This is a genomic window from Bradyrhizobium sp. GW821-FHT13H06, from assembly GCF_058803975.1.
The window spans coordinates 156,810-182,865 of sequence record NZ_JBXAPN010000001.1 but is presented as its reverse complement, the minus strand read 5'-3'; the positions used below and the strand labels follow the sequence as shown (position 1 = coordinate 182,865).

Genomic DNA, 26,056 nt, shown 5'->3' with positions numbered 1-26,056 from the left:
TCCTCGCTTTTGGGAAGCACGGGGGACGTATCAACTTGACTATTTGTGAACCATGCTGAGGCCGACAGTCACGTGCTAGTGTCGCCTAAGCCGTTGATATCTGTGGATGTTGAAGCGCCCTGAATGCTCGTGACGCTTCACGCTATCTGATAGCCGGAGATCGACAGCACATGGCCGAGCCCCGAGACGAACATCGCGTCATTGACGGGCGCGGTGATCGCGTCGCGCCGCCCTGTGAGCAGCGCGGTCGCAATCGCGCGATTGTCGCCTTCGAGCGTCGCACGGATGCGGGCATCGATCGCATCGCGCAAGCCTTGCATGAAGGCCGCGTAGCGCAGCCGCGAGCCGACGGCATCCGGCGGCGGTGCGGCCGTGATCGCGCCCATCACGAAGCCGGAGGCGCCGATGCCCTGGAAGAACATGTCGCGCGAGAAATCGTAGCTGCCGGGACGCACCGGCGAGATCGGCGGCAGCAGCCGCGCCTTCAATTGCACGAAGCTGCCGACCTCCGGTGCAGTGCCCTTGCGCACCGACAGGCGCACGCGCTCGAGCTTGACGTCGCTGCGCTGCGCCTCCATCGCGCTGACGCGCAGCACGAAGCGATCGGTGCGCTCGCGGATGTCGCGCGCCTCCACGAAGCCCGACAGCGACACCGAATAGAGCGGCTTGGCCAGCACGGTGTGGGCGATGCGCGCCGTCTTCCAGGTTGCGACGGCAAAGCCGGCCGCACCCGCCGCGATCATGATCGCCAGGGCAAACAGCCGGCTCCGTCGCAGCAGGACCGCGCCAAGCGCGAGAACGGCCGCCGTGGCGGCAACGACCCACAGCACCGGCTCATGATCGGCGGCGAAATACAGCGCGATGCCGCCACCAAAGGCGACCGGCACCCAGGGCAGCAGCCGGCCAGGGCCGGCCTCGGCGCGGGCCCATTCGCGCAGCGTTCCGACGATTGCCGGCCAGATGCCAAGGCCCGCCGGCGCAAAGCCGCCGGCCGGTGCGGCGCGGCCGACCGGCCACGTCCCCGCAACTCCCTGGGAGCGCCCTGGCCGGCCCGCCTCCGCCATTCCCCTGCACCTTACGATACGCGACGGGTGCGGAGGCTACCGGAACGCGCGACCGGGCGAATAGCGGTACAGATCAGGAACGGGCGGAGCGGCGCCCTACTTTTCCTCTTCCATCGTCACCGCGACCGAGGCCTTGGCTGACAGCCGGACCTTGTTGCCCTCAACGTCGGCAACGAGGCTCTTGTCGATGAAATGATGGTGCCCCTTGTGGCTGCCCTCGCCGCTGTCCTTCTTGGTCAGCTTGATGCGGTTGCCTTCGACGCGATCGACGGTGCCGATGTGGACGCCGTCGGCGCCGATGACTTCCATATGCTCTGCGATGTTCTGCATGGCGGAATCCTTAGTTGGAGCCACCTCAACGCGCGGAGAGAGCTTCGGTTCGTATTCTTCTGTCATTCCGGGGCCCGCCACCTGGCGCGAGCCCGGAATGACGAAACCGGTTGGTTAAGCGCGATAGCTAAATCAGCGGTGCCTGCGACGAGGCGTGATGATTGACGATCTTCCACTCGCCGTCCTCGCGGATGAGGACCCAGCTCATCTTGACGACGAGAGCGGGGCGCTCGCCGGCGAGATCGAACGCGATGGTCGCGGCCATGTTGATCAGGTCAGGGCCGGCCTGCGCCGCCTGCACGTCGGAAAAGGCCGCGCTCGGCTTGCGCCACCGCGGCAGCCCGTTGAAATAATCGGCGACGCCGTCCCTGCCCCGATAGAGTTTAGGGTTGGAGCCGAAGAAGAACGCGTTCGTCGCGTACAGCGACGACAGCGCCACGGCGTCGAGCTTGGCAAAGCCGGCGCACCATTTCGCGATGACGTCGGAAACGATGGCGTCGGCTTCGCTGCTCATTGCGCATCAACCTTTCGCGACTTCCTTCGCGAACGTGTCGCGCAGGCCGATGGTGCGCGAGAACACCGGCTTGCCGGGGGTCGAGTCCTTGTCGCGCACGAAGTAGCCCTGGCGCTCGAACTGCATCGGCGCGGTCGAATTGCTCTCCGCAACGGAAGCCTCGACCCGCGCGTCGGAGAGGATCTCCAGCGAATTCGGATTGAGGTCGGCCGCGAAGTTCGAAGCGTCCGGGCTCGGATTGGAGAACAGCTGGTTGTAGATGCGGATCTCCGCCGGCTTCGAGGTCGCCGCCGCCAGCCAGTGCATGGTCGCCTTGACCTTGCGGCCGTCGGGCGCGTTACCGCCCTTGGTTGCGGGATCGTAGGTGCAGCGCAGCTCCACCACCTCGCCCGCGTCGTTCTTGATCACGCCGGTGCACTTGACGAAATAGGCATAGCGCAGCCGCACCTCGGTGCCCGGCGACAGGCGGAAGAACTTCTTCGGCGGGTTCTCCATGAAGTCGTCCTGCTCGATGTAGAGCTCGCGGCCGAACGTGATCTTGCGCGTGCCGGCCGATGGATCATCCGGGTGATTGATCGCCTCGAGCTCCTCGGTCTGCCCTTCCGGATAGTTCTCGATCACGACCTTCAGCGGCTTCAGCACCGCCATGCGCCGCTGCGCCGTGCGGTTCAGCTCCTCGCGAATGCAGAACTCCAGCATGCCGACGTCGACCACGCTGTTGGCCTTGGCAACGCCGATGCGCTTGACGAACTCGCGAAGGGCGGCCGGCGGCACGCCGCGGCGGCGCATGCCCGCCATGGTCGGCATGCGCGGATCGTCCCAGCCCGCGACATGACCGTCACGGACGAGCTGGGTCAGCACGCGCTTGGACAAGAGCGTGTAGGTCAGGTTCAGCCGTGCGAATTCGTACTGGTGCGGCTTGGACGGCACCGGCAGCTTCTCGATGAACCAGTCGTAGAGCGGCCGGTGGTCCTCGAACTCCAGCGTGCAGATCGAATGCGTGATGCCTTCGATCGCGTCCGACTGGCCATGCGCGTAATCGTAGCTCGGATAGATGCTCCACTTCGTACCGGTGCGCGGATGGTGCGCATGCAGGATGCGGTACAGCACGGGGTCGCGCAGGTTGATGTTGCCCGCGGCCATGTCGATCCTGGCCCGCAGCACGCGCGCGCCGTTCGGGAATTCGCCGGCCTTCATGCGGCGGAACAGGTCGAGGTTCTCCTCCACGCTGCGGTCGCGGAACGGCGAGTTCTTGCCGGGCTCGGTCAGCGTGCCGCGCGAGAGGCGGATCTCTTCCTGGCTCTGGTCATCGACATAGGCGAGCCCGTCGCGGATCAGCTGCTCCGCCCATTCGTACAGGCGATCGAAATAATCCGAGGCGAAGAACAGGTTCTTGCCCCAGTCGAAGCCGAGCCAGCGCACGTCGGCCTGGATGGAATCGATGTATTCCTGCTCTTCCTTGACCGGGTTGGTGTCGTCGAAGCGCAGATGGCAGCGGCCCGGAAACTCCTGGGCGATGCCGAAGTTGAGTGCGATCGACTTGGCGTGGCCGATATGCAAATAGCCGTTCGGCTCCGGCGGGAACCGGGTCACGATCTCCTTGTACCTGCCCTGATCGAGGTCGGCCTGGATGATGTCACGAATGAAATCGCGCCCAACCTCAGTCGCCACCGGTTCTGTCATCACGAAAATCCTGTAGGGAAATCAGCGGCCCTTCTGCCAAATTCGCGTGGCTGAGCCAAGGCCTAGCATGTCCGCCGTCGGGCTTTAGTTATGCTCCGGTCCTGCTATACACCACCGCCTCCAATGCATAGGCCCTGCCAAGAATGTCCGATTCCGTCGTCACCCGCTTCGCTCCCTCGCCGACCGGCTTCCTCCATATCGGGGGGGCCCGCACGGCGCTGTTCAACTGGCTCTATGCGAAGAAGCACGGCGGCAAGATGCTGCTTCGGATCGAGGACACCGACCGGGAGCGCTCCACCGAGGCCGCCATCGCCGCCATCCTCGACGGCCTGAAATGGCTGGAGCTCGGCTGGGACGGCGAGGTCATCTACCAGTTCGCCCGCGCCGCGCGCCACCGCGAGGTCGCCGAGCAGCTGCTGGCCGACGGCAAGGCCTACCGCTGCTACGCCACGGCCGAGGAACTCGCCGCCATGCGCGAGAAGGCGCGCGCCGAGGGGCGCACGCGCCTCTATGACGGCATGTGGCGCGACCGCGATCCCGCGACGGCCCCCGCCGGCGTGAAGCCCACCATCCGCCTGCGCGCGCCGCAGACCGGAGAGACCGTGATCGAGGACCAGGTTCAGGGACGCGTGGTCTGGCAGAACGAGAACCTCGACGATCTCGTCCTGCTGCGCGGCGACGGCAACCCGACCTATATGCTCGCTGTGGTGGTCGACGACCACGACATGGGCGTCACCCATGTGATCCGCGGCGACGATCACCTCATCAACGCCGCGCGGCAGAAGCAGATCTACGATGCGATGGGCTGGGCGCTGCCGAGCATGTCCCACATCCCGCTGATCCATGGCCCGGACGGCTCGAAGCTGTCGAAGCGCCACGGCGCGCTGGGCGTCGATGCCTATCGCGCCATGGGATACCTGCCGGCTGCGCTGCGCAATTACCTCGTCCGGCTCGGCTGGAGCCATGGCGACCAGGAGATTTTCTCGACCGAGGAGATGATCGCGGCATTCGACCTCGCCAGCGTCGGCCGCGCCGCCGCCCGCTTCGATTTCGCCAAGCTGGAGAACCTCAACGGTCACTACATCCGCCACGCCGACGATCAATCGCTCGTGAAGATGTTCGAGGACGTGCTCGACCACGTGCCCGGACGCAACGAGCTTAAGGCCAAGTTAAACGACACCACGCGCGCGCAGCTCCTCAAGGCCATGCCGGCCCTGAAGGAGCGCGCCAAGACGCTGATCGAGCTGATCGACGCCGCCCATTTCATCTTCGCTGACCGGCCACTGGAGCTCGATCCCAAGGCGCAAGCGTTGCTGACACAAGAGAACCGCAAGCTGATCGGCCAGCTTCATTCCGCGCTGGAGAAGGTCGAGACCTGGAGCGGCACCGCCACCGAAGCCGCGCTGCGCGCCTTTGCCGAGGAAAATAGTCTCAAGCTCGGCGCCGTTGCCCAGCCGCTCAGGGCGGCGCTCACCGGACGAACGACGTCGCCTGGTATATTTGAGGTTTTGGACGTCCTGGGACGCCAGGAAACCCTGGGCCGCCTCAAGGACCAGTCTACGACGTAAGTCGACCATGCGTGCGGCGATCTTGCAGCGCACACAGCAATAATATACCCATCTCCCCCGTACATTCTGGAACATCCGGCCTGCCCCCTGATCTGCCTCGGGGCCTCCGGCTTCGGCCCGTTTCACCACACATCGGGGACTACGATGGACGCAAAACCAAGCAACAAGACCGCCACGCTGACGGTAGGAAACAAGAACTACGAGCTTCCGATCCTCAGCGGCAGCGTCGGGCCCGATGTCGTCGATATCGGCAAGCTCTACGGCCAGTCCGGCCTGTTCACCTACGATCCGGGCTTCACGTCGACCGCGAGCTGCCAGTCCAAGATCACCTATATCGACGGCGACGCGGGCGTGCTGGAATACCGCGGCTACCCGATCGAGCAGCTCGCCGAGCACGGCGACTTCCTGGAGACCTGCTATCTCCTGCTCTACGGGAACCTGCCGACCGCCACGCAGAAGAAGGATTTCGACCACCGCGTCACCCATCACACGATGGTGCACGAGCAGATGGCTCGCTTCTTCCAGGGCTTCCGCCGCGATGCTCATCCGATGGCGATCATGGTCGCGGCCGTCGGCGCGCTCGCCGCGTTCTATCACGACAGCACCGACATCAACGATCCGAAGCAGCGCATGATCGCCTCCATGCGCATGATCGCGAAGATCCCGACGCTGGCGGCGATGGCGTACAAGTACACCGTCGGCCAGCCCTTCATCTATCCGAAGAACTCGCTGGGCTTTGCCGAGAACTTCCTGAACATGTGCTTCGCGGTGCCTTGCGAGGACTACAAGGTGAGCCCCGTGCTCGCCGACGCGCTCGAGAAGATCTTCATCCTGCACGCCGACCACGAGCAGAATGCCTCGACCTCGACGGTGCGCATCGCCGGCTCCTCCGGCGCCAACCCGTTCGCCTGCATCGCGGCGGGCATCGCCTGCCTCTGGGGCCCGGCGCATGGCGGTGCCAACGAAGCCGCGCTCAACATGCTCTACGACATCGGCACGGTCGACAAGATCCCCGAGTTCATCGCCAAGGTGAAGGACAAGAACTCCGAAGTCCGCCTGATGGGCTTCGGTCACCGCGTCTACAAGAACTATGATCCGCGCGCCAAGATCATGCAGAAGATGTGTCACGCCGTGCTCAAGGAGACCGGCCATGGCGACGATCCGATGCTGAAGGTGGCGATGGAGCTCGAGAAGATCGCGCTCAGCGACCAGTACTTCATCGATCGCAAGCTCTACCCGAACGTCGACTTCTATTCGGGCATCACGCTGAAGGCGATGGGCTTCCCGGTCTCGATGTTCACCGTGCTGTTCGCGGTCGCCCGCACCGTCGGCTGGATCAGCCAGTGGAGCGAGATGATCGAGGACCCGCAGCAGAAGATCGGCCGTCCGCGCCAGCTCTACACCGGCGTCACCAAGCGCGATTACGTGCCGATCAAGGATCGCAAGTAAGATCGGCCAACACGGCTTTCGACACGGCGCCATCTCTCGATGGCGCCGTTTTGTTTGCACGACATTGCAGGTGGGCAAGGCGAAAGCGTGCCCACCTTCTCGTCTCGCAAGCGAGAGAAGGGATACCCTTCTCGCTTGCCTACCCTAGCAGTCGTCGCTTACCGCCGGCCCTTGCGCATCGTCGCGAGCACGATGTCGGCGGCGAGCGCGCTCGGCGACTTGTTGCCGGTCGACATGATCTGATCGAGCTGGGCGAAGGCCTCGACCTGCTGCCGGCGGAGCGGCGAATCCGTCAGGAGTTCGGCGAGCGCCGCCGACAGCTTCTCCGGCGTGCAGTCCTCCTGCAAATACTCGGGAATGACATCCCTGCCGATCACGAGATTGGCAAGGATCACCGAGGAGACGCGGATCGCGCGGCGCAGAATGAAGGCCTCGATCGCGCCGACGCGATATGCCGTCACCATCGGAATGCCCGAGAGTGCGAGCTCCAGCGTCACCGTCCCGGATTTGGCCAGCGCCGCGTGCGCGATACGGAACGCAGCCCGCTTCTCGTTCTCGCCGATCACGATCACCGGCTTGACCGGCCAGTTCGCGATGCCCTCGCGGATGGCTGCTTCGAGATGCGGCATGGTCGGCAGCATCAGCTCGAACGCACTCCCCTCCGCCTGCAACCGGCCGAGCGCCGCGCCGAACACGTCGAGGTGATGCCGGATCTCGCTGCGGCGGCTGCCGGGCAGCACCAGCAGCACCGGCGGCTCGCCGTCGCGGCGCGTCTGCTCCTCTGCGTTCGGCCGCAGCGAGGACAATTGCTCGATCAGGGGATGGCCGACATAGCTGCAGGGCGGCCCGCCGAGCTTGCGGTATTCCTCCGGCTCGAACGGCAGCAGGCCGAGCACATGGTCGACATAGCCGAGCATGGTCCGTGCGCGGCCCGGTCGCCACGCCCAAAGCTGCGGCGAGACGTAATCGATGACCGGGATTCCAGGACTGCGCGAACGCACGCGGCGGGCGACGCGATGGGTGAAGTCGGGGCTGTCGATGATGACGAGGGCGTCTGGCGCGGCCTCGGTCACGGCGTCAGCGGTCTTTCGGATCAGCCGCAGGATCTTCGGCAGTTGCTGCACCACCGCGGCAAAGCCGACGATCGACAGCTCCTCGATCGGAAACAAAGATTCGAGCCCCTCGCGCGCCATGGTGCGGCCGCCGACGCCGACGAACTGCACGCCGTCGCCGAGCCGCTGGCGCAGCACCTTCATCAAGGCGCTGCCGAGCCGGTCGCCGGATTCCTCCGTGGCGATCAGGAATATCTTGCGCATGGGATCGCGCCCCTGCATCACGCGGGCAGGCCGATGACGAAAAGATATTTTGCGTCGGCAAGTGCGATCATCGCTTGCGGCTCCGCGGCGATGGTGTTGCCGGCGATGACGGCGATGCCCGCAAGGCCGGCGGCCGCGACGCCCTCGATCGTGCGCGGGCCGATCGTCGGCAGGTCGAAGCGCAGATCCTGGCCGCTCTTCGGCGCCTTCACCAGCACGCCGCGGCCCGTGGCGGCACGGATGCGGCCCTCCTCGCGCAGCCGCGCGACGCGGGCGAGCAGCGCGTCGGTTCCCTCGATGTCCTCGACCGCCACGACATGACCGTCGATCACCACCGCGGCCTGGCCGATGTCGAACGGACCGAGCGCGGTCAGCACCGCGCGCCCGCGCTCGATGTCGGCCTTGCTGGCGTCGCTGGGCCAGGCGCGACTGATGCAGCCCTCGGGCATCAGCAGATCCGGCGCGACGTCCTTGATGCCGACCATGCGAAAGCCATCCTGCTCGAGGAGGCGGCCGACACCGGACAACAGATGATCGTCTCCGCCGCGAAAGGCGCGGATGACGTTGCCGAGCAGGCGCAGCGTCTTGACGTCGAAACGGATCTCCGACAGCGAGGGCCGCACCAGCGTGCCGATGAAGATAAGGTCGCGGCAGCCCTCCTCGCGAAACAGCCGCATCGCGCGGCCGAGCTGGCCGACCGAGATCCAGCGATGGCGGAATTTCTCCACCCGCACGGGATCGCAGGCCCCACGCAGCGGAAACAGCACCGGCGTGATGCCGTGCGCGGCGAGCGACTCGGCGACCGCGAACGGCATGGCGCCGCCACCGGCGACGATGCCGACCGGTGACGAAACCTGCGAAGCCGCCGATGTCATGTCCGCGGCCATCCCGAACTCACTTCGCGATGGCGGGAAGACAGAGCGGGCGCTTGCCCTTGCCGATGAAGTCGAGGATTTCGGCGATCGCGGGGTCTTCGCCGGCGAGCGGACGCGCCGCCTCCAGACGCTCTGCGAACGTGCCGGGCCCGTGGAAGAGCTTCTGGTAGAACGCACGCACGGTCGCGAGCCGCTGCTTGGTGAACTTGCGACGCTTCATGCCGATCAGGTTGAGGCTCTCCAGCACCGCGTACTGTCCGTTCACGAGCCCATACGGGATGACGTCGTCGCGCACACCGCAGACACCTCCGACCATGACATAGGAGCCGATGCGGGTGAACTGGTGCACCGCAGACAGGCCGCCGATGTAAACGGCGTCGCCGATCTCGCAATGCCCGCCGAGTGTTGCCGACGTCGCGAAGATCACATTGTCGCCGACCATGCAGTCATGCCCGACATGGCTGTTGTTCATGAAGTAGCCACCGCTGCCGACGCGCGTCAGTCCGCCGCCCTTGATGGTGCCGACATTCATCGTCGCACCTTCCCGGATGGTGCAGCCCGAGCCGATCTCAAGCCGGGTCGGCTCGCCCTTATAGCTGAGATCCTGGGGCGCACCGCCGAGCACCGCGAACGGCGAAATCACGCAGCCGTCCCCGATCGCGGTATGGCCGATGATTGTGGCCTGTCCGATCAACCTGCAATTGGCGCCGATCACGACGTTCGGGCCGATGATGCAATAGGGTCCGATCTCGGTGCCCTCGCCGATCACGGCGCCGTCCGCGATCCGTGCGGTGGGATCAATCTTGCTCATCAAGCCAATCTTACTCGTCAAGAAGGTCTGGTTATGTGTTGAAGTCGCTTGGTTTTCCGGTGGTTAGCGCGACTTTGCCCGATCTGTCCAGTGACGTATCATCTCGGCGTATTTCAAGTGCCGGATGAAGCGGTCCGGCCGGCCCTCCAACATATTCATGCGGAGCTTCAACTACCGTGGTCAGGGCTCTGGTCCTTCTGCTTGCGCAGCTCGCCGGTACATCGATCGTGTCCGAGACGATCGAGACCGGTGAACGCCAGCTCGTCGATCTCGGCACGTTCGAGTGCCGCGACATCACGAGGAGCACGGTGCTTCAGCGGGTCTGTTACGATCGCGCGCGGCAGGATCTCGTCGTCGCAGCTGACGGCGCCTATGACCGCTATTGCGGCGTGACGGCCGACACGGTCGAACGCCTCCTGGGCGCGCCGTCCATGGGCCAGTTCTTCAACCAGAATATCAGGCGAGAGACGGCCGGCAGCCGCTACGATTGTCCCGCGTGAGGCCCCTGTGTGGGAGCGCTTGGGCGCTCAGTCCGTCAGCATGGCGCCGACGTCGGCCTCCGCGACGACCTGCCCGTTGACCTTGGCGTCGCCGTGAAACCACCACATGGCCTTGCGGCGCCCGAGCGAGCGCATGTGATATTCGATGGTGTCGCCGGGCAGCACCGGCTTGCGGAACTTGCACTTGTCGATGGTGAGGAAATACACCGCCCGCGGCTTCTCGGTGCCTTCGACCGACTTGATGCCGATCACGCCCGCGGTTTGCGCCATCGCCTCGATCATCATGACGCCGGGATAGACCGGGCGCTCGGGGAAATGCCCCTGGAACGCCGGCTCGTTGAAGGTGACGTTCTTGATGCCGATGCCGCTGTAATCGGCGCGGATGTTGATCACGCGGTCGATGAGCAGCATCGGAAAACGGTGCGGCAGGGTCTGGAGGATCGCGTTGATGTCCACCAACTCGAACTTAACAGGTGATTCCGCCGTCATTCCCGTCCCTCGTCCTTCGGATCGGCCTTGCTGTCGCGTACCAGGCGCTCCACCGCGATGATCTCCTTGAACCACTGCTTGGTCGGCTTGGCGAAATGCCCGCCCCAGCGGCCGCCCGGCGGAATGTCGTCCTTGACCGCGCTCATGGCGGTGACCTGAGCCCCGTCGCCGATCTTGAGGTGATTGTTGATGCCAACCTTCGCTCCGAGCGCCACGTTGTCGCCGATGGTCAGGCTGCCGGCGAGGCCGATCTGTGCCGCCAGCAGGCAGTGCCGGCCGATCGTCACATTGTGGCCGATCTGGACCTGGTTGTCGATTTTGGTCCCCTCGCCGATCACGGTGTCCCGCAAGGACCCGCGGTCGATCGTGGTGTTGGCGCCGACCTCGACGTCGTTCTGGATCAGCACGCGTCCGGTCTGCGGCACCTTCAGATGGCCCTCGGGGCCGAAGAAGATGAAGCCGTAGCCGTCCTGGCCAATCGAGCAGCCGGGATGGATCAGCACGTTGTTGCCGATCAGGGCGCACTGGATCGCCGTGCGGGCGCCGACGTTGCAGTCCCGGCCGATCTTGACGCCGGGGCCGATCACCGCTCCGACGCCGATCACCGTGCCGCTGCCGATCTCGGCGTCCGGGCCGATCACGGCCAGGGGATCGACGATCACGCCGTCCTCGAGCCGGGCCGAGGGATCGATGATCGCCGAGGGCGCGATACCGTCATTGCCGACCCAGGATTGCGGCCGCAGCGCGTCGCCGTGCCATTCCCGCGCGATCCTGACGAAGGCGCGGAACGGCTGCGCCACCCGCAGCACGGCCACATGTGCGGGCACCTCCGCCTCGAAACGCGGACTGACCAGGCAAGCACCCGCCCGGGTTGCCTTGAGCTGATCGGCATATTTGAGGTTGTCGAAGAATGCCAGATGCATCGGACCGGATTCGTCGAGCGAAGCCAGGCCCGTAATGAGATGGCCGCCCCTTGCGGGGTCGACCAACTGCGCCTTGGTCAGCGTGGCGATATCGGCCAGCGCTGTGGCAGGCGGCTTTGTGAAGAAGATCGGCTGCGCCATTCCACCCCGTCGCGGTCCGGCTTCGGCATGAAGCGGTCTGGCCGCATCATGCCCCATGTCTTGGATTGGCACGATCCCTTTCGGAAACCGGCTCCAGTGATCCGGATCGTGCCGTGCTGATCGAACTAGAACGTGGTGCCGCCGCCGAACCGGAACTCCTGCGTGCGGTCATACTTGCCCTTGGTAAGCGGCACGGCGTAGTCGAAGCGCAGCGGGCCGAATGGCGACTGCCAGATCAGGCCGACACCGACCGACGTGCGGACCACCTTGCTGTCGTCAAACACGAGGCCGGTGCAGGTGCCCGCTGATGACGGATTGATCGTCGACGGGATACAGCCGGGCGCATTGACCTCGTTGGTCGTGGTCCAGCTCGTTGGCCCTTGGTAATCAAAGAGGCCGCCGGCATCGGCATAGACCGCACCCTTCAGACCCACTTCCTTGGGCAGGAACCAGAACGGCATCTGCAGTTCGAGCGAAGCACCCCAGTACTTGGTGCCGCCGAGCGCGTCCTGGGTACCGAAGGGATTCAGGTCGCGCGGGCCGATGCCGTTCGGGGCAAAGCCACGGACGAGGTTCGGGCCCATCTGGAAGTGGTCGAGCATGCGCAGGTCGCTGCCCACCTTGGTCAGAATACCGCCCTGGAGACGGACGATGCCGACAATGTCCGACACCAGCGGAGTGTAATACTTTCCGTCCGCCACGGTCTTCAGATAGGAGACGTCGCCGCCGACGCCGGCGAAATCCTGCCGGAAGTCGATGAGCAGACCGTCGGTGGGGTTCTTGTTGTTGTCCAGCGTGTTGTAGGTGAGCGTGTAGCCGAGCGCCGAGGTCAGGGTCTTGCCGTTGGCAAGCTCCTTGCGCACCGGCAGCGAGGCTTCGCCATCGTTGTAGCAGCCCAGGCCGTTCGTCGACGCAAGGTTGATGCCGTTGGCATTGGCAAAGGCCGGGCTCGGATTGAACAACGGATTCGCGCTGCCATCGGGCAGGAACTGCACGTTGTTACAGTTCGCCAGGTAGCTCGGCAGCGTGATTTCCTGCTGGTAGATCGAGTAGCGCAGCTGGAGCGCCAGATCTTCACGCAGGGAGAAGCCGAGGCGCGGCGAGAAGCCGAGCGTCTTGGTGCCGTAGGAGATGTAGCTGTTGGCCAGCTGCTGGCGCTGATAGAGGTCGAGGCCGAGCGCGACGCGGTAGTCGAGCAGATACGGCTCGACGAACGACAGCGAGTAGCCGCGGGCGTATTGGCCGTAGGTCACCGACGCCTTGGCGAACAGGCCGCGGCCGAGCAGATTGCGCTCGGAGACCGACACTTCGGCCAGCGCGCCGTCGGTGGTGGAGTAGCCGCCCGAGATCGAGAAGTCGCCGGTCGATTTCTCTTCCATGTCGACGATCAGGATGACGCGATCGCTCGACGAGCCCGGCTCGGTCGTGATCTTCACGCTCTTGAAATAGTCGAGGTTCTTCAGGCGCCGCTCGGCACGGTCGACCAGCGCGCGGTTGTAGGCATCGCCTTCCGAGATGTCGAACTCGCGGCGGATCACGTAGTCGCGCGTGCGGGTGTTGCCGCGCAGGTTAATGCGCTCGATATAGGTGCGCGGGCCCTCGTCGATGTTGAAGACGACGGACACCGTATGCGCCTCGAAGTTGCGGTCGCCGCCGGGCCGGACCACGGCGAAGGCATAGCCGCGGCGCGAGGCCTCGATCTGCATCTCCTCGACCGACTTCTCGACCGATTCGACGTTGTAGAGCGAGCCGACATTGACGCGCGAATAGGCGCGCATCGAGGTTGGATCGAAGTTCGGAATGCTCGAGCGGAAGTTGACCGCGCCGACGCGGTATTGCGCGCCTTCCTCGATCTTGAAGGTGACGTTGAAACCCTTCTTCTCCGGGTCGTATTCGGTGAGCGCGGCCACGACCTGGACGTCGGCGAAGCCGTTCTTGAGGTAGAAGCGGCGGATCAGGTCGCGGTCGGCTTCGACGCGGTCGGGATCATAGATGTCGCCGCTGGCGAGAAAGCTCAGCAGGTTCGATTCGCGCGTCTTGATGACGTCCCTGAGGCGGTAGGACGAGAACGCGCTGTTGCCGACGAACTCGATCGACTTGACGCCGGTCTTGGCGCCCTCCTCGATCGTGAAGATGAGATCGACGCGGTTGTTCGGCTGCTCGATGACCTCGGGCGTGACGCGCACGTCGTAGCGGCCGGAGCGGCGATAGATTTCGGCGATTCGCAGCGTGTCGGACTGCACCATGGCGCGGGAGAAGGTGCCGCGCGCCTTGGACTGGACTTCAGCGGAGAGCTGCTCGTCCTTGATCTTCTTGTTGCCCTCGAAGGCGAGGCGCCCGATCACCGGATTTTCCACCACGGAGACGATGATCTGGCCGCCGGCACCGCGGTTGATCCTGACGTCCTGGAACAGGCCGGTCTCGATCAGCGCCTTGAGGCCGTCGTCGATGGCAGCCTGATCCAGACGGCCGCCCGGGCCCGGCTTGAAATAGGAGCGGATCGTCTCCACCTCGACCCGGCGATTTCCCTCGACGGAAATCGACTGGACGGTCTGAGCGAATGCAGACGAAGACACGAAAACAGCCCCAACCGGGGCAATCACCGGCGCGCCGAACATGATCAGGGTTGCGAGCAAGCCCCCCCGGAGTCGCAGTCCAAACTTCATCGCGCAACGCGCCCTTATCATTCCCTGCCAGACCCAACCCCAACGCCGGTCTGGAGATTCCCCAAGTTCAGGCCGCTTGTAGCCAATTTCGCCGACGGCGCAAACGGCCGAAAGCGCCGTGATTTCAATTTCATTCCAGGACGTTGCTGAACAGCAACGCCACAAAAAAGCCTCTATCAGGAAGCGGCCATCCGCAGGATGTCGTTGTAGGTCGCAAACACCATCAACATCAGGACCAAGCCGAGTCCGATTCGGAACCCCATCTCCTGGGTTCGCTCGGACAAGGGCCGGCCACGGACCACCTCGGCCGCATAGAACATCAGGTGGCCGCCATCGAGCAGCGGGATCGGGAACAGGTTCAGCAGGCCGATCGAAACCGACAGCACCGCGCAGAGATTGATGACAAACTGGAACCCGGCGCTGGCCGCCTGCCCCGACATCTTCGCGATTCCCAGGACGCCACTGACCTCGTTCGGATTGCCTTGCCCGACGAACAGCGAGCCCAGGAACTTGAAGGTGCTGGTGATGATGAACCAGACCTGCTCGACCCCGATCTTGAGGGCTTCACCGACGCCGACCGGCGCGGTCGAGGCCTCCCCGGCCTGCGACTTGTGCTCAATACCGAGCACGCCGAGACGATGGCTGTTTCCGAACGGATCCTTGCGCTCCAGCAGCGCCGGGGTCGCGGTCAGGGAGACGATGGCGCCGTCGCGCTTCACCTGGAACGCAAGCGCCGAACCTGCGTTCATCGCAACGATTCGCTGCATGTCGGCAAAGCTCTCGATCGGCTTGCCGTCGATCTGGATGACGACGTCCCCGACCTTGAAGCCGGCCGCAGCCGCCGCGCCATCGGCGACGACGCCGTCAACACGCGCGATCGTGCTCGGCTTGCCGTAATAGAGGGCCATGCCGGCAAAGATCAGCGCGCCCAGGATGAAATTCGCGATCGGTCCGGCCGCGACGATGGCCGCGCGCGGGCCGACCTTCTTGTGGTGGAAGCTGCCGGCGCGCTCCTCGGCCGTCATCGCCGCGAGCGTCTGTGACGACGGTGTCGAGGCCTCGCTCTCGTCGCCGAAGAACTTGACGTAGCCGCCGAGCGGGATTGCCGAGATCTTCCAGCGGGTGCCATGGCGGTCGTTGAAACCGACCAGCTCAGGTCCGAAACCGAGCGAGAAGGTCAGCACGCGAACACCCGCCCAGCGCGCGACCAGGAAATGGCCAAGCTCGTGGAAGAACACGACGATGGTCAGGACGAACAGGAAGGGAATTGCGTAACCGAGGAGCCCATGGCTCAACGTATTGAAACTATGGACGAAAAAGTCGATCATCGATTTCCCTCACCCAGCGCCGCAAGGCCCTGGCACCGAACCAACTAGGATGCCTTTAAGGCAATTTGAGGCAATAGGGCGGCAGCCCTATTTCGCGCAACATGGTCAACGGAAATTGCATCGTCGGCGGACGTCAGGGGTGCCTGGTTCCCACCCTTGACCCAATCGTCAAGGGTCGCCTCGACCAGCCGGGCAATCGCGCCGAACCGGATCTTGCCGGCGATGAAGGCGGCGACGGCGACCTCGTTGGCGGCGTTGTAGACAGTGGTCGCCCCCTTCCCGGTCCGGAGCGAATCGTAGGCCAGCCGCAGCCCGGGGAAGCGCTCGAAGTCCGGCGCTTCGAAGGTCAGCTGGCCGATCTTGGCGAGGTCGAGCCTGGCCGCCGGCCCCTTGATGCGATCGGGCCAGCCGAGGCAATGCGCGATCGGCGTCCGCATGTCGGGCGCGCCGAGCTGGGCCACGACGGAGCAGTCGGAGAACTCGACCATGCCGTGAATGATCGACTGCGGATGAACGAGGACGTCGATCTCGTCGGGCGCGAGCGCGAACAGATAGGATGCCTCGATCACTTCGAGCCCCTTGTTCATCATCGAGGCGGAATCGATCGTGATCTTCTGACCCATGCTCCAGTTCGGATGCTTCAGCGCCTGCTCGAGCGTGGCCTGCTCGATGTCGGCGGGCTTCCAGGTCCGGAACGGACCTCCCGAGGCCGTGATGATGACGCGGACCAGCTCGTCGCGATTACCTGAGCTCAGCGCCTGGAACAGCGCATTGTGCTCGGAATCGGCGGGCAGGATGCAGGCGCCCGCCTTTGCCGCGCGCTGCATGAAGAAATCGCCGGCGCAGACCAGACATTCCTTGTTGGCGAGCGCGACATGGGCACCGCGATCGACCGCCGCCAGCGCCGGCTTCAGTCCCGCAGCACCGCTCACGGCCGCCATCACCCAGTCGGCCGGACGCGCGCCGGCCTCGATGACCGCGCTCTCGCCGGCGCCGCATTCGGTGCCGGTGCCCGCCAGCGCGGCCTTGAGCTCGGCGAGCTTGGAGGTGTCGGCGATCGCGACATAGCGCGCGGAGAACTCCCTGGCGAGCTTGGCCAGCGCCGCGACATTGCCGTTCGCCGTCAACGCCTCGACACGATAGCGCTCGGGCGAGGCGCGCAGCAGGTCCATCGTGCTGTCGCCGATCGAGCCGGTGGCGCCGAGAACCGTGACGCTGCGGACGTCGGACGCCGCAAGCCTGTTGTTACGCAATGGGACCGCGCTCATATCCTCACCAAACCATAAGACCGCTTCCGGCGCTATGCACACCATGGCGGAGAAAGCCGATAATCCATGCCGCCAGGATGGCGGCGACGAAACCGTCTAGGCGGTCCATAAGTCCGCCATGGCCGGGAATTAAGTGACTGGAATCCTTGACTCCGAAGCGCCGTTTCACTGCGGATTCGAAGAGATCGCCGAGTTGCGATACCACCGACAGGACGGCGCTGACGAGCAGTAGTGGAACCACCTTTCCGATCCCGCAGGCGGCAAAGCCGGCCGCAACCGCCAGGCTCGCCGCAAAGCCGCCGAGCGCTCCGGACCAGGTCTTTTTCGGGCTCACGCGCGGCCACAGCTTCGGCCCGCCGATGCTGCGGCCGGCAAAATAGCCGCCGATGTCGGTCGCCCACACCACGAGGAGCACGAACATCAGCGCGGCGAAACCGTTGACGAGATCCTGCCGCACTAGGATCGAAGCCAGCAGCGCCGCCGACGCATAGGCAAACCCGGTCGCCGCCCAGACGAACTTCCTCCGCGCAATCAGCGTCACGATCGCGCCGCCGATGAAGCCGCTGATGACGGCCGTCTTGAGGGCGCCGAAGGCCGTGCAAAATCCCACGATGGCAATGACGATCGTCCCCACGCCCGTCAGCGCGACCGAGCTCGCGCCCACCACCATCAGCCATTCGGCGAACAGTCCGATCGAGACCAGGGTGACGAGAAGTGCCCAGAGCCAGCCGCCGGCATAGGCGAGCGCAATGGCGAGCGGCGCCAGCACCAGCCCTGCGAGGACTCGCAGCACGAGATTGCTCTGGGCGGGCTGAGAGCCCGCCGGTGCGGCGTCCGGTTCGCTCACGAGGCGGTTTTCGCGACCAGGCCGCCGAAACGGCGTTCGCGCCTGGCAAATTCGGCAATCGCGCTCTCCAGCGCCGCCTTGTCGAAGTCGGGCCAGTGGATCGGCACGAACACGAGCTCGCTATAGGCGGCCTGCCACATCAGGAAGTTGGACAGGCGCTGCTCCCCGCTGGTGCGGATGATCAGATCGGGATCTGGAATGTCGGGCGCGTCGAGATGCGCCCCGAGCGTCTCGGCGTCGATCGTGGCTGGATCCCGCTTGCCCTCCGCGACCTCGCGGGCGAGCTTCTGCGCCGCTTTCGCGATCTCCTGCCGCGAGCCGTAATTGAAGGCGACCACGAGCGTCAGGCGCGTGTTGTCGCGTGTCAGCTCCTCGGCCTCGTTGAGGAGCCCGCAGATGTCGCTCTCGAGCCCCTCGCGCTCGCCGATGATGCGAACCTTGACGCCGTCGCGATGCAGGCTCGCCAGATCGTTGCGGATGAAGCGCCGCAGCAGGCCGAACAGGTCGCCGATCTCGCTCGCCGGGCGCGACCAGTTCTCCGACGAGAACGAGAAGATGGTGAGATAGCGAATGCCAAGCTCGTGCGAGGCGCGCACCACGCGCCGCAGCGCGTCCACACCGCGGCGATGCCCTTCCGCACGCGGCAGGCCGCGCGCGGCCGCCCAACGCCCGTTGCCATCCATGATGATGGCGACGTGCGCAGGCGCCTCGGACCGGTCGGGCCCTTCGGTTGCTGGCGCGGCGGCGTTGGACATGGAAGCGGCCCTAGACGGTGAGGATTTCTTTTTCCTTGGCGGCCAGCAACTGGTCGATCTCGGCGATGGTACCGTCGGTCGCCTTCTGCACCTCGTCGGCGTGACGCTTCTGATCGTCCTCCGACATCTCGTGATTCTTCTCGAGCTTCTTGAGCACGTCGAGACCGTCGCGGCGGACATGGCGCGCGGCGACCTTGGCGGCTTCGGCGTATTTGTGCGCGACCTTCACCAGCTCCTTGCGCCGCTCCTCGTTGAGCTCGGGGATGCGCAGGCGCAGCACTTGGCCCTCGGTCGCGGGCGACAGGCCGAGATTGGAATCGACGATCGCCTTCTCCACCGCCTTGACCATCGACTTGTCCCAGACCTGCACCGAGATCAGCCGCGGCTCCGGCACGCTGACGGTGGCAAGCTGGTTCAGCGGCATGTGACTGCCATAGGCCTCGACCTGAACCGGATCGAGCATCGAGGCGGAGGCGCGGCCGGTGCGCAGGCCGCCGAGTTCATGCTTGAGGGACTGGACGGCGCCCTGCATGCGGCGCTTCACTTCGTTGAGGTCGAAATTACCCGTGGCCATCACGTTTCTCCTTCAAAATCCCGGCGACCGCTCCGCGCCCTTCCCTCGGGGCACGCAAGACGAGCCGTCAGCCGGCGACGATGGTTCCGTGGCCGACGCCACGCAGAATCGCGCCGATCGACCCCGGCTCCGCGATCGAGAATACGATGATAGGCAGCGATGTCTCGCGGGCAAGCGCGAAGGCGGTCGCATCCATCACCTTGTAGCCGCCCTCGATCGCCTGTGAATGCGTCAGACGGTCGAACCGCGTGGCGGTCGGATCCGTCTTCGGGTCGGCCGAGTAGACGCCGTCGACATTGGTCGCCTTCAGGACCGCCTGCGCCCCGATCTCGGCGGCACGGAGCACCGCGGTCGTGTCGGTGGTGAAGAACGGGTTGCCCGTCCCGCCGCCAAGCAGCACGATCCGGCCCTCGGCCAGGTATTTGTGTGCCGCAGTGCGGGTAAACAGCTCGGAAATCTCTGGCATGACGAAGGCCGACAGCGTCCGCGCCGGCGTGCCCTTGCGCTCGATCGCCGCTTCCAGCGCGAGGCAGTTCATCATGGTGGCGAGCATGCCCATGGTGTCGCCGGTTGTGCGCGACACCCCGCGGGAGGACACCTCCACGCCGCGGACCATGTTGCCGCCGCCGATCACGACCGCGACCTCGGTGCCGAGATGGCGGGCCGCGATCAGATCGTCCACAACCCGGTCGACGGTCGGTTGATCGATGCCAAAGCCTTGCTGTCCCGCGAGATATTCGCCGGACAGCTTGATCACGACGCGACGGTAGACCGGATCAGTCATGAGCACCTTCCTTGTCCGGGCGCCGCTTCCGGCGGCACGCCGGAAGGAACGTTCCGGCGCTTACTTCTTGCCGCTGGCCGCGGCGACCTCGGCCGCGAAGTCGCTTTCCTGCTTCTCGATTCCCTCGCCGAGAGCATAGCGCACAAAGCCGGCGATCTTCACAGCGCCGCCGACCTTGCCCTCGGCCTCCTTCACCGCCTGCGCCACCGACTTGCCGGTGTCGTGGATGAAGGCCTGCTCGAGCAGGCAGACTTCCTTGTAGTAGGTCTTGAGGCCGGACTCGACGATCTTCTCGATCACGTTCTCGGGCTTGCCCTGCTGGCGATATTTGTCGGCGAGCACGTCCTTCTCGCGCTTGACGACCGCCGGATCGAGGCCGGACGGATCGAGCGCCAGCGGGTTGGCGGCGGCGACATGCATCGCGATCTGGCGGCCGAGCGCCGCAAGCTCGTCGGCCTTGCCCGGCGATTCCAGCGCCACGATCACGCCCATCTTGCCGGCGCCGTCGATGACGGCCCCGTGGACATAGTGCGACACCACACCCTGACTCACTTCGAGCTGGGCGGCGCGGCGCAGCGTCATGTTCTCGCCGATGGTAGCGATCGCATCATTGATGGCGGTTTCGATCGTGACGTCGCCGACCTTGGCGGCCTTGATCTTCTCGACGTCGGCGCCGACGTCGAAGGCGACCTGGGCGATCATCTTGACGAGGCCCTGGAACTGGCCGTTGCGCGCGACGAAGTCGGTCTCGGAATTCACCTCGACCACGACACCCTTGGTGCCCTTGGTGAGCGCGCCGATCAGGCCCTCGGCCGCGACCCGGCCCGACTTCTTGGCAGCCTTGGACAGACCCTTCTTGCGAAGCCAGTCCTGCGCCGCTTCCATGTTGCCGTCGTTCTCGGTCAGCGCGGCCTTGCAGTCCATCATGCCTGCGCCAGTCGACTCGCGCAGATCCTTGACCATCGCCGCTGTGATCGTTGCCATCGTTGAAATCCTTTGTGCCTGCCGGTTTGCCGCAGCGTGGCATCGTAGCGCCCCGCCGCGCGCCATCTCAGCAATTTGCGTCAACTGAAATGGTGGCCGGATCCTATCCGGCCAACCCATCGTCTTTTTGACTATTCCGCTTCTGCGGTCAGCGCCTTGGCCTTGGCCACCCAGGCGTCCGCGCGGCTCGGCAGACCGACCTCTTCGCCGATCGTGTGCGCGGTGTCGTGGTCGAGCTCGGCGAGCTGCCAATAGTGGAAGATGCCGAGGTCGTTGAACTTCTTCTCGATCGCACCCGATACGCCCGGGAGCTTCTTGAGGTCGTCGGCGGTGCCGCGGGGACCCGCAAGGCCCTGGAAACCGCTCGACGAGGGCGTCGGCAGCTCCTCGGCGACCGGCTGAGCCGCGCCGCCGATGTCGATGCCCGAATCGCCCTGGGCGCGCGAGATGCCGTCGATCGCCGCACGCGCGATGAGATCGCAGTACAGGGAAATGGCGCGGCCGGCGTCGTCATTGCCCGGCACCACATAGGTGATGCCCTTGGGGTCCGAATTGGTGTCGACGATCGCGGCGACCGGAATGTTGAGCCGCTGGGCTTCCTGGATCGCGATGTCTTCCTTGTTGGTGTCGATCACGAAGATCAGGTCGGGCAGACCGCCCATGTCCTTGATGCCGCCGAGCGAACGGTCGAGCTTGTCGCGCTCGCGCTGAAGCGTCAGGCGCTCCTTCTTCGTGTAGGAATTGGCTTCGCCGCCCGAGAGCACGTCGTCGAGGTGACGCAGGCGCTTGATCGAGGCCGAGATCGTCTTCCAGTTGGTCAGCGTGCCGCCGAGCCAGCGCGAATTGACGAAATACTGCGCGCAGCGCTTGGCCGCGTCCGCAACACCGTCCTGCGCCTGGCGCTTGGTGCCGACGAACAGGATGCGGCCGCCCTTGGCCACCGTGTCGCTGACGGCCTGGAGGGCCTGGTGCAGCATCGGCACGGTCTGGGCGAGGTCGACGATGTGGATGTTGTTGCGGGTACCGAAAATGAACGGAGCCATTTTCGGATTCCAGCGGTGAGACTGGTGACCAAAGTGCACGCCAGCTTCGAGCAGCTGACGCATGGTGAAATCGGGTAGCGCCATCGTTCTAATTCTCCGGTTGGTTCCTCCGGAAACGTGTGAGCAAAACGGAGCGTTCTCGCCCCGGCTGCCACCGGACGGCCTTGTGAGCCATGTTTCCGTGTGAGATGGCGCGCTATATAGCGCTATTTCGGCCAGAAGCAAGGAAATAAGGGGCCATCCGGGACGCCCGCAAGCTCCCTGTCACGTCCCGACGTCCCTGCCCTTCAGCCTCCTAGCACTTGGGTTGGCCGGGCGGACAGGCCTTTGGTGGCGGGCCGGCCGGCCGTGCTGGCGGAGGCGGCGCGGCACGCGGCGGCGCGGCCGCCATGGGAGGCGGTGCCGGCCGCGCGACCGGAGGTGGCGGCGGCGCGGGCCGTGCCATCGGAGGTGGAGGTGGTGCAGGACGCGCCATCGCTGGCGGAGGCGGCGCCGGTCGAGCAACGGGCGGCGGTGGCGCCGGTCGGGCCACGGCTGCGGGCGGAGGAGCCGCGCGCGGTGGTGGGGGCGGCGCGACTCGCGGCGGAGGCGGCGGCGTCGGCTTCGCCAGGGCCTGAGGATGCGGTGGCGGTGCGGCAGGCCTGGCGGCCGGCGGCGAGGGCCGGTGATCCTGAACTCCGGACGGCCCCCGCGCCGCCACTGGCGGCGGTGGCGGTGCCGCGGGTTTGACCGTGGGCGGGACGACCGGCTTGCCGGGGGACGCGCTCGGCGGCGGCAAAGCGCCCGACTGGGACCCGGCCGGCCTGCCGCGCAGGTCAGCCGCAGGTGGCGTCGTCGGCCCCGGCGGCTTGGGCAGGCCTGCGGCCGTCGGCGTCGAGCTTCCGGGAGCCGGTGGGTGGTTGGGCGCCGTAGCGGTTGCCGCGTTCGGCGGTGCCGGCGGGACGTTGCCGGTGGGCGTCGTGGCGGCAGCGGGTCTGCCATGAGGCGGAGCAGCGCCGGGCGCGCCCCCTGCCCCGGCCGGAGGCGGTCCACCCGGAGTTCCGGGCACCGGCAGCGTGTTGGCCTGCGGCAGCTTGGTGGCCGCCGGTGCTTGAGGTGTCGCAGCAGGAATGTTGCCGGCGGGGGCCATCGCGCCCGGACTGGGCGTGCCGCTCGGCGTGACGGCGCCGGGCGCCGTCCCCGCCGGGGGACCGCCAGGAGTTCCCGGCAGGGTATTGGGTGCCGGCAAGGTATTGGCTTGGGGCAGCTTGGCCGCAGCCGGCGGCTGCGCCGTCGTGGCAGGCGCGACATTGGCTGGAGCTGGAGCCGGAGCCGGTGCCGCGATACCCGGTCTCACCGTTGGCTGGATCGTCGCGCTCGGCGGCATCGGCGCCTTGCCCTGCTGGATCAACGCGGCGCGCTGCACGACTGCCTGCGGCACGGCGGCACCTGCCGGCGTGGCGCGGCCGGCAACCGCCGGACCCAGATTGCCCGGACCGGGCGCCGGCCCCGCGGCCGGCGGCGGCGCCGGCGGGCGGTTGATCACGGTGTTGATGACCGTGGTGTTGTGGATGTTCTGAAAGATGATGTTGTTCGGCGGCGGCGCGACATAGACCGGCGGCCTGACGAACACCGGGATCGGCACGAACACCGGCTGCGGCAGGACGAACAGGCCGACCACGGCCAGCGGCGGCGCCAGCACCACGAAATCCGGCGGCGGCGGCGGCAGATAATAGACCGGCGGCGGCGGTGGCGGCGCGAAGCCGAAATCGGGGTCGCTGAAATACAGCACCGGACGGTCGACATAGATGACCTCCTCCGGCGGCGGTGGCGGCACGTCGTAGTCCAGCATCGTGAAAGTCGGCGGCGGCTCGAGCGGCGCAGTCAGGATCGCGAGCCTGCGCCGGGCATCGCCCGCATGTGGCCCGCGCGGATAGCGGCGCAGATACGACCAATAGGCGTCCGGCGTATCGGCGCGATAGGTTCGCCGCCAGGTGATCGCCTCGCGGCGCGCCGCCACGATCGCCATGACGCGCTTTGCAAGCGGGTCATTCGGATAGGCCGCGAGAAACTCCTCATAGGCCGCCAGCGTGTCGCGTTCGAGCGCGGCGGCATAGGCATCCTGCACGCCGAGATCGCGGATCGGCTTGTTGCGGATCGCGGCGACCTGGTCGGGCGTGGTCTCCGGCGGCGGCGCGTCGGGCCCACGCTCGAAGAACGAAAATTGTGCCGATATCTTCTGCTCGTTCCAGGGCACCTGCGCGCCCTTGGAGGCCTCGTTGACGCGCAAGCGCACGCGGTCGAACACCTCGGGCAGCGGCAGGCCGCCGGTGCGGATCATCTCGGCGAGCGACTGGGCATAGATGCCGTAAGGCCCCGGCTCCTCCGGCGTCACCGTGCCGGGCGCGGCGTTGAAGGCGATCAGCATGTTCGCCTCGGGCTCGACCAGCGCCAGGCCGCTCGCGATCGGCTGACCGCCCTCGATGAAGGGCTGCGCGCGCGCCGCGTCGAGCACGACGACGCCGGCCTTGAGCGGAATGGACGCGAGCTGGCGCGCATAGTCGCCGATGCGCAGGGCCTCGGTCGGTATGTCGGTGTCGCGGGTGATGTTGGAATCGACCGGGATGAAATAGTTCTCGCCGGCAAGCTGCACGCCGTAGCCGGCGAGATAGATCATCGCGACGGTGCCCGGGCCCGAAGCCTGGGCCTTCTGGATGAAATCGCGCAGGCTCTTGCGCAGCGTGTCGCCGTCGAGATCGCGCGCGCCGACCACGTCGAAGCCCGCCGCCTGGAGCGTCTGCGCGATCAGGCCGGCATCGTTGGCCGTCGTCGCCAGCGGCGATTTGGCGTAGGCGCCGTTGCCGACCACGAGCGCGAGGCGCTTTTCCGGCTGCTGCGCGCGCGCCGGTTCCGGTACGCCGGCGGCGAGGGCCAGGATCGGCAGCAGAAGGCAGATGAAAGCTCTGAGCGTCCCACGCATGGCTTGCTCGCCCGCTATTGTTGTCGAGGTCCGGCACGCATGAGGCGCGCAGCCGGCTGAACGGCGGTTGAACGAAAGGCTTGAACGACGAAAAGCTTGGATTGAGGCGGTGGCATGGCCGCCCCATCGCCGGCGTCAGCCCCGCTGCGACGATATCACGACGCGTCCTCTTGCCGGCGGATCACTCAACGGGCGAGAAATCGACCGGCCCCGGATTCTTGTATCCCGACGTCATCGCGAAGGTGATTGCTGCTTGTCGGCTTTGCGGCCGGCCTCTGGAGGAAAGAGGCGCGACCGCCAGGCCTCGATGCTCGGGGCGGGCTCAGCCCTGGGCGACCAACTCGACGCTTCCTGTGCTCAGCCGATAGATACCGCCGACCACCTTGAGCTTGCCCTGCTCGACCGCCGCGTTGAGGATCGGAGCGGCCGATTTCAGCTTGGCGACGTTGTCGAGGACATTCTGGCGAATGGCGTTGTCGAGCGCATTCCCGCTCTGTTGGGCCGCCGTCTTCACCGCCGGAGCGATCGCGGAGACCAGCGTGGGAATGTGCCCCGGCAGCGGCTTGTCGTCCTTCAGCGACTTGATGGTCGCATCGACCGCGCCGCAATTGTCGTGGCCGAGCACCAGGATCAGGGGCGTTCCGAGCACCGCGACGGTGTATTCCATGCTCGCAACGGTCTCGTCGCCAGCGAAATTGCCGGCGACGCGGCACACGAACAGGTCTCCGCGTCCACTGTCGAAGGCGTATTCGGGCGCGATGCGGGAATCGGCGCAGCTCAGCACGGCCGCGTAGGGATTCTGGCCGCCGACCAACGCCTCGCGCTCATGCTTGAAGTCGTGGCGGCGCGACACGCCCGAGACGTAGCGCGCATTGCCTTCCATCAGCCGCTTCAGCGCCGCATCGGGCGACAGCACGTTCTGCGGTTTCGGCGGCGCCTTCTTCTCCTTGGCGAAGGCGGCCCCGCCAAACGCCGCCGCCGCAAGCGCCGACGTGGCAAGGAGCATCATGGAGCGCCGGGAGGGAGCAACAGGTTGATGCAGATTTTCGGAGCATTTGTCGCACATGGTTGTTGTCCTTCCAGGTTTCTCGTCAAACGAGATCGTCGAGCCGACAACTGATAGCTGCGCTCGAGCGACTTCGAAACCACACGCGGGCCAAATAGTTAAGCTTTGGTTTGCGGCGG

General features: G+C 65.9%; 22 protein-coding genes and 1 pseudogene. 3 read left to right on the top strand and 20 right to left on the bottom strand.

Going from position 1 to position 26,056, the window contains the following annotated elements:
• Positions 1–140: 140 nt before the first annotated feature.
• The 4 genes and pseudogenes from AC1RQP_RS00890 to AC1RQP_RS00875 form a co-directional block, all read right to left on the bottom strand.
• A pseudogene (locus AC1RQP_RS00890) lies at positions 141–1,064 on the bottom strand (ComEC/Rec2 family competence protein); the annotation flags it as partial.
• A gap of 96 nt (positions 1,065–1,160) precedes the next feature.
• Entirely contained in the window at positions 1,161–1,394 is a 234-nt protein-coding gene (locus AC1RQP_RS00885) for a DUF2171 domain-containing protein (RefSeq protein WP_239623809.1), read from the bottom strand.
• A gap of 127 nt (positions 1,395–1,521) precedes the next feature.
• A complete protein-coding gene (locus AC1RQP_RS00880; protein WP_239623810.1) occupies positions 1,522–1,908 on the bottom strand; it encodes a YybH family protein in 387 nt (128 codons plus the stop codon).
• Positions 1,909–1,914: 6 nt separating this feature from the next.
• On the bottom strand, positions 1,915–3,591 hold the full coding sequence (locus AC1RQP_RS00875; protein ID WP_239623811.1) for a glutamine--tRNA ligase/YqeY domain fusion protein: 1,677 nt from the start codon (positions 3,589–3,591) through the stop codon (positions 1,915–1,917).
• A gap of 143 nt (positions 3,592–3,734) precedes the next feature.
• On the opposite strand from AC1RQP_RS00875, the gene gltX reads away from it, so the two are divergent.
• On the top strand, positions 3,735–5,159 hold the full coding sequence (gene gltX, locus AC1RQP_RS00870) for a glutamate--tRNA ligase (protein WP_492935598.1): 1,425 nt from the start codon (positions 3,735–3,737) through the stop codon (positions 5,157–5,159).
• A gap of 144 nt (positions 5,160–5,303) precedes the next feature.
• A complete protein-coding gene (gene gltA, locus AC1RQP_RS00865; protein ID WP_239623813.1) occupies positions 5,304–6,608 on the top strand; it encodes a citrate synthase in 1,305 nt (434 codons plus the stop codon).
• Positions 6,609–6,766: 158 nt separating this feature from the next.
• Here gltA and lpxB read toward each other — a convergent pair whose 3' ends face one another.
• Genes lpxB through lpxA form a run of 3 tightly spaced genes read right to left on the bottom strand, consistent with a single transcriptional unit; the run spans position 6,767 to position 9,610 of the window.
• Positions 6,767–7,945, bottom strand: coding sequence for a lipid-A-disaccharide synthase (lpxB, locus tag AC1RQP_RS00860; protein ID WP_492935597.1), 1,179 nt, complete (start codon positions 7,943–7,945; stop codon positions 6,767–6,769).
• Positions 7,942–8,799, bottom strand: a complete 858-nt coding sequence (locus AC1RQP_RS00855) for an LpxI family protein (protein WP_492936354.1) — start codon at positions 8,797–8,799, stop codon at positions 7,942–7,944. The genes lpxB and AC1RQP_RS00855 overlap by 4 nt, the downstream gene beginning before the upstream one ends.
• A 19-nt stretch (positions 8,800–8,818) precedes the next feature.
• Complete coding sequence (gene lpxA, locus AC1RQP_RS00850) at positions 8,819–9,610, bottom strand: acyl-ACP--UDP-N-acetylglucosamine O-acyltransferase (protein WP_492935596.1); 792 nt, start codon at positions 9,608–9,610, stop codon at positions 8,819–8,821.
• A gap of 176 nt (positions 9,611–9,786) precedes the next feature.
• On the opposite strand from lpxA, the gene AC1RQP_RS00845 reads away from it, so the two are divergent.
• The gene (locus AC1RQP_RS00845; RefSeq protein ID WP_492935595.1) at positions 9,787–10,110 is read left to right on the top strand and encodes a KTSC domain-containing protein; all 324 of its coding nucleotides are present in this window, start codon (positions 9,787–9,789) and stop codon (positions 10,108–10,110) included.
• A gap of 27 nt (positions 10,111–10,137) precedes the next feature.
• Here AC1RQP_RS00845 and fabZ read toward each other — a convergent pair whose 3' ends face one another.
• The 13 genes from fabZ to AC1RQP_RS00780 form a co-directional block, all read right to left on the bottom strand.
• Positions 10,138–10,599, bottom strand: a complete 462-nt coding sequence (gene fabZ / locus AC1RQP_RS00840) for a 3-hydroxyacyl-ACP dehydratase FabZ (protein WP_024341283.1) — start codon at positions 10,597–10,599, stop codon at positions 10,138–10,140.
• Positions 10,596–11,663, bottom strand: coding sequence for a UDP-3-O-(3-hydroxymyristoyl)glucosamine N-acyltransferase (lpxD, locus tag AC1RQP_RS00835; RefSeq protein ID WP_492935594.1), 1,068 nt, complete (start codon positions 11,661–11,663; stop codon positions 10,596–10,598). Before lpxD ends, fabZ begins: the two co-directional genes overlap by 4 nt.
• Before the next feature lie 125 nt (positions 11,664–11,788).
• Positions 11,789–14,329: an outer membrane protein assembly factor BamA gene (gene bamA / locus AC1RQP_RS00830; protein ID WP_492935593.1), complete on the bottom strand. Its 2,541-nt coding sequence runs from the start codon at positions 14,327–14,329 to the stop codon at positions 11,789–11,791.
• Between the two features lie 176 nt (positions 14,330–14,505).
• On the bottom strand, positions 14,506–15,657 hold the full coding sequence (gene rseP, locus AC1RQP_RS00825) for an RIP metalloprotease RseP (RefSeq protein WP_061879513.1): 1,152 nt from the start codon (positions 15,655–15,657) through the stop codon (positions 14,506–14,508).
• A 44-nt stretch (positions 15,658–15,701) separates the two neighbouring features.
• The gene (gene dxr, locus AC1RQP_RS00820) at positions 15,702–16,925 is read right to left on the bottom strand and encodes a 1-deoxy-D-xylulose-5-phosphate reductoisomerase (protein ID WP_492935592.1); all 1,224 of its coding nucleotides are present in this window, start codon (positions 16,923–16,925) and stop codon (positions 15,702–15,704) included.
• A gap of 4 nt (positions 16,926–16,929) precedes the next feature.
• Positions 16,930–17,772 (bottom strand): phosphatidate cytidylyltransferase, encoded by an 843-nt coding sequence (locus AC1RQP_RS00815; RefSeq protein WP_492935591.1) that lies wholly within the window; start codon positions 17,770–17,772, stop codon positions 16,930–16,932.
• Positions 17,769–18,527 (bottom strand): isoprenyl transferase, encoded by a 759-nt coding sequence (locus tag AC1RQP_RS00810; protein WP_028177636.1) that lies wholly within the window; start codon positions 18,525–18,527, stop codon positions 17,769–17,771. Before AC1RQP_RS00810 ends, AC1RQP_RS00815 begins: the two co-directional genes overlap by 4 nt.
• 10 nt (positions 18,528–18,537) lie before the next feature.
• A complete protein-coding gene (gene frr / locus AC1RQP_RS00805) occupies positions 18,538–19,101 on the bottom strand; it encodes a ribosome recycling factor (RefSeq protein WP_027575609.1) in 564 nt (187 codons plus the stop codon).
• Positions 19,102–19,168: 67 nt separating this feature from the next.
• Positions 19,169–19,885 carry a UMP kinase gene (pyrH, locus tag AC1RQP_RS00800; protein WP_061879549.1) on the bottom strand — a complete coding sequence of 239 codons (717 nt, stop codon included), beginning with the start codon at positions 19,883–19,885 and terminating at the stop codon, positions 19,169–19,171.
• 60 nt (positions 19,886–19,945) lie between these two features.
• The gene (gene tsf, locus AC1RQP_RS00795) at positions 19,946–20,869 is read right to left on the bottom strand and encodes a translation elongation factor Ts (protein ID WP_131868196.1); all 924 of its coding nucleotides are present in this window, start codon (positions 20,867–20,869) and stop codon (positions 19,946–19,948) included.
• A 131-nt stretch (positions 20,870–21,000) separates the two neighbouring features.
• A complete protein-coding gene (locus tag AC1RQP_RS00790; RefSeq protein ID WP_239623821.1) occupies positions 21,001–21,996 on the bottom strand; it encodes a 30S ribosomal protein S2 in 996 nt (331 codons plus the stop codon).
• A gap of 211 nt (positions 21,997–22,207) precedes the next feature.
• The gene (locus AC1RQP_RS00785) at positions 22,208–24,871 is read right to left on the bottom strand and encodes a caspase family protein (protein ID WP_492935590.1); all 2,664 of its coding nucleotides are present in this window, start codon (positions 24,869–24,871) and stop codon (positions 22,208–22,210) included.
• Between the two features lie 322 nt (positions 24,872–25,193).
• On the bottom strand, positions 25,194–25,937 hold the full coding sequence (locus tag AC1RQP_RS00780; RefSeq protein WP_492935589.1) for a carbonic anhydrase: 744 nt from the start codon (positions 25,935–25,937) through the stop codon (positions 25,194–25,196).
• Positions 25,938–26,056 lie beyond the last annotated feature (119 nt).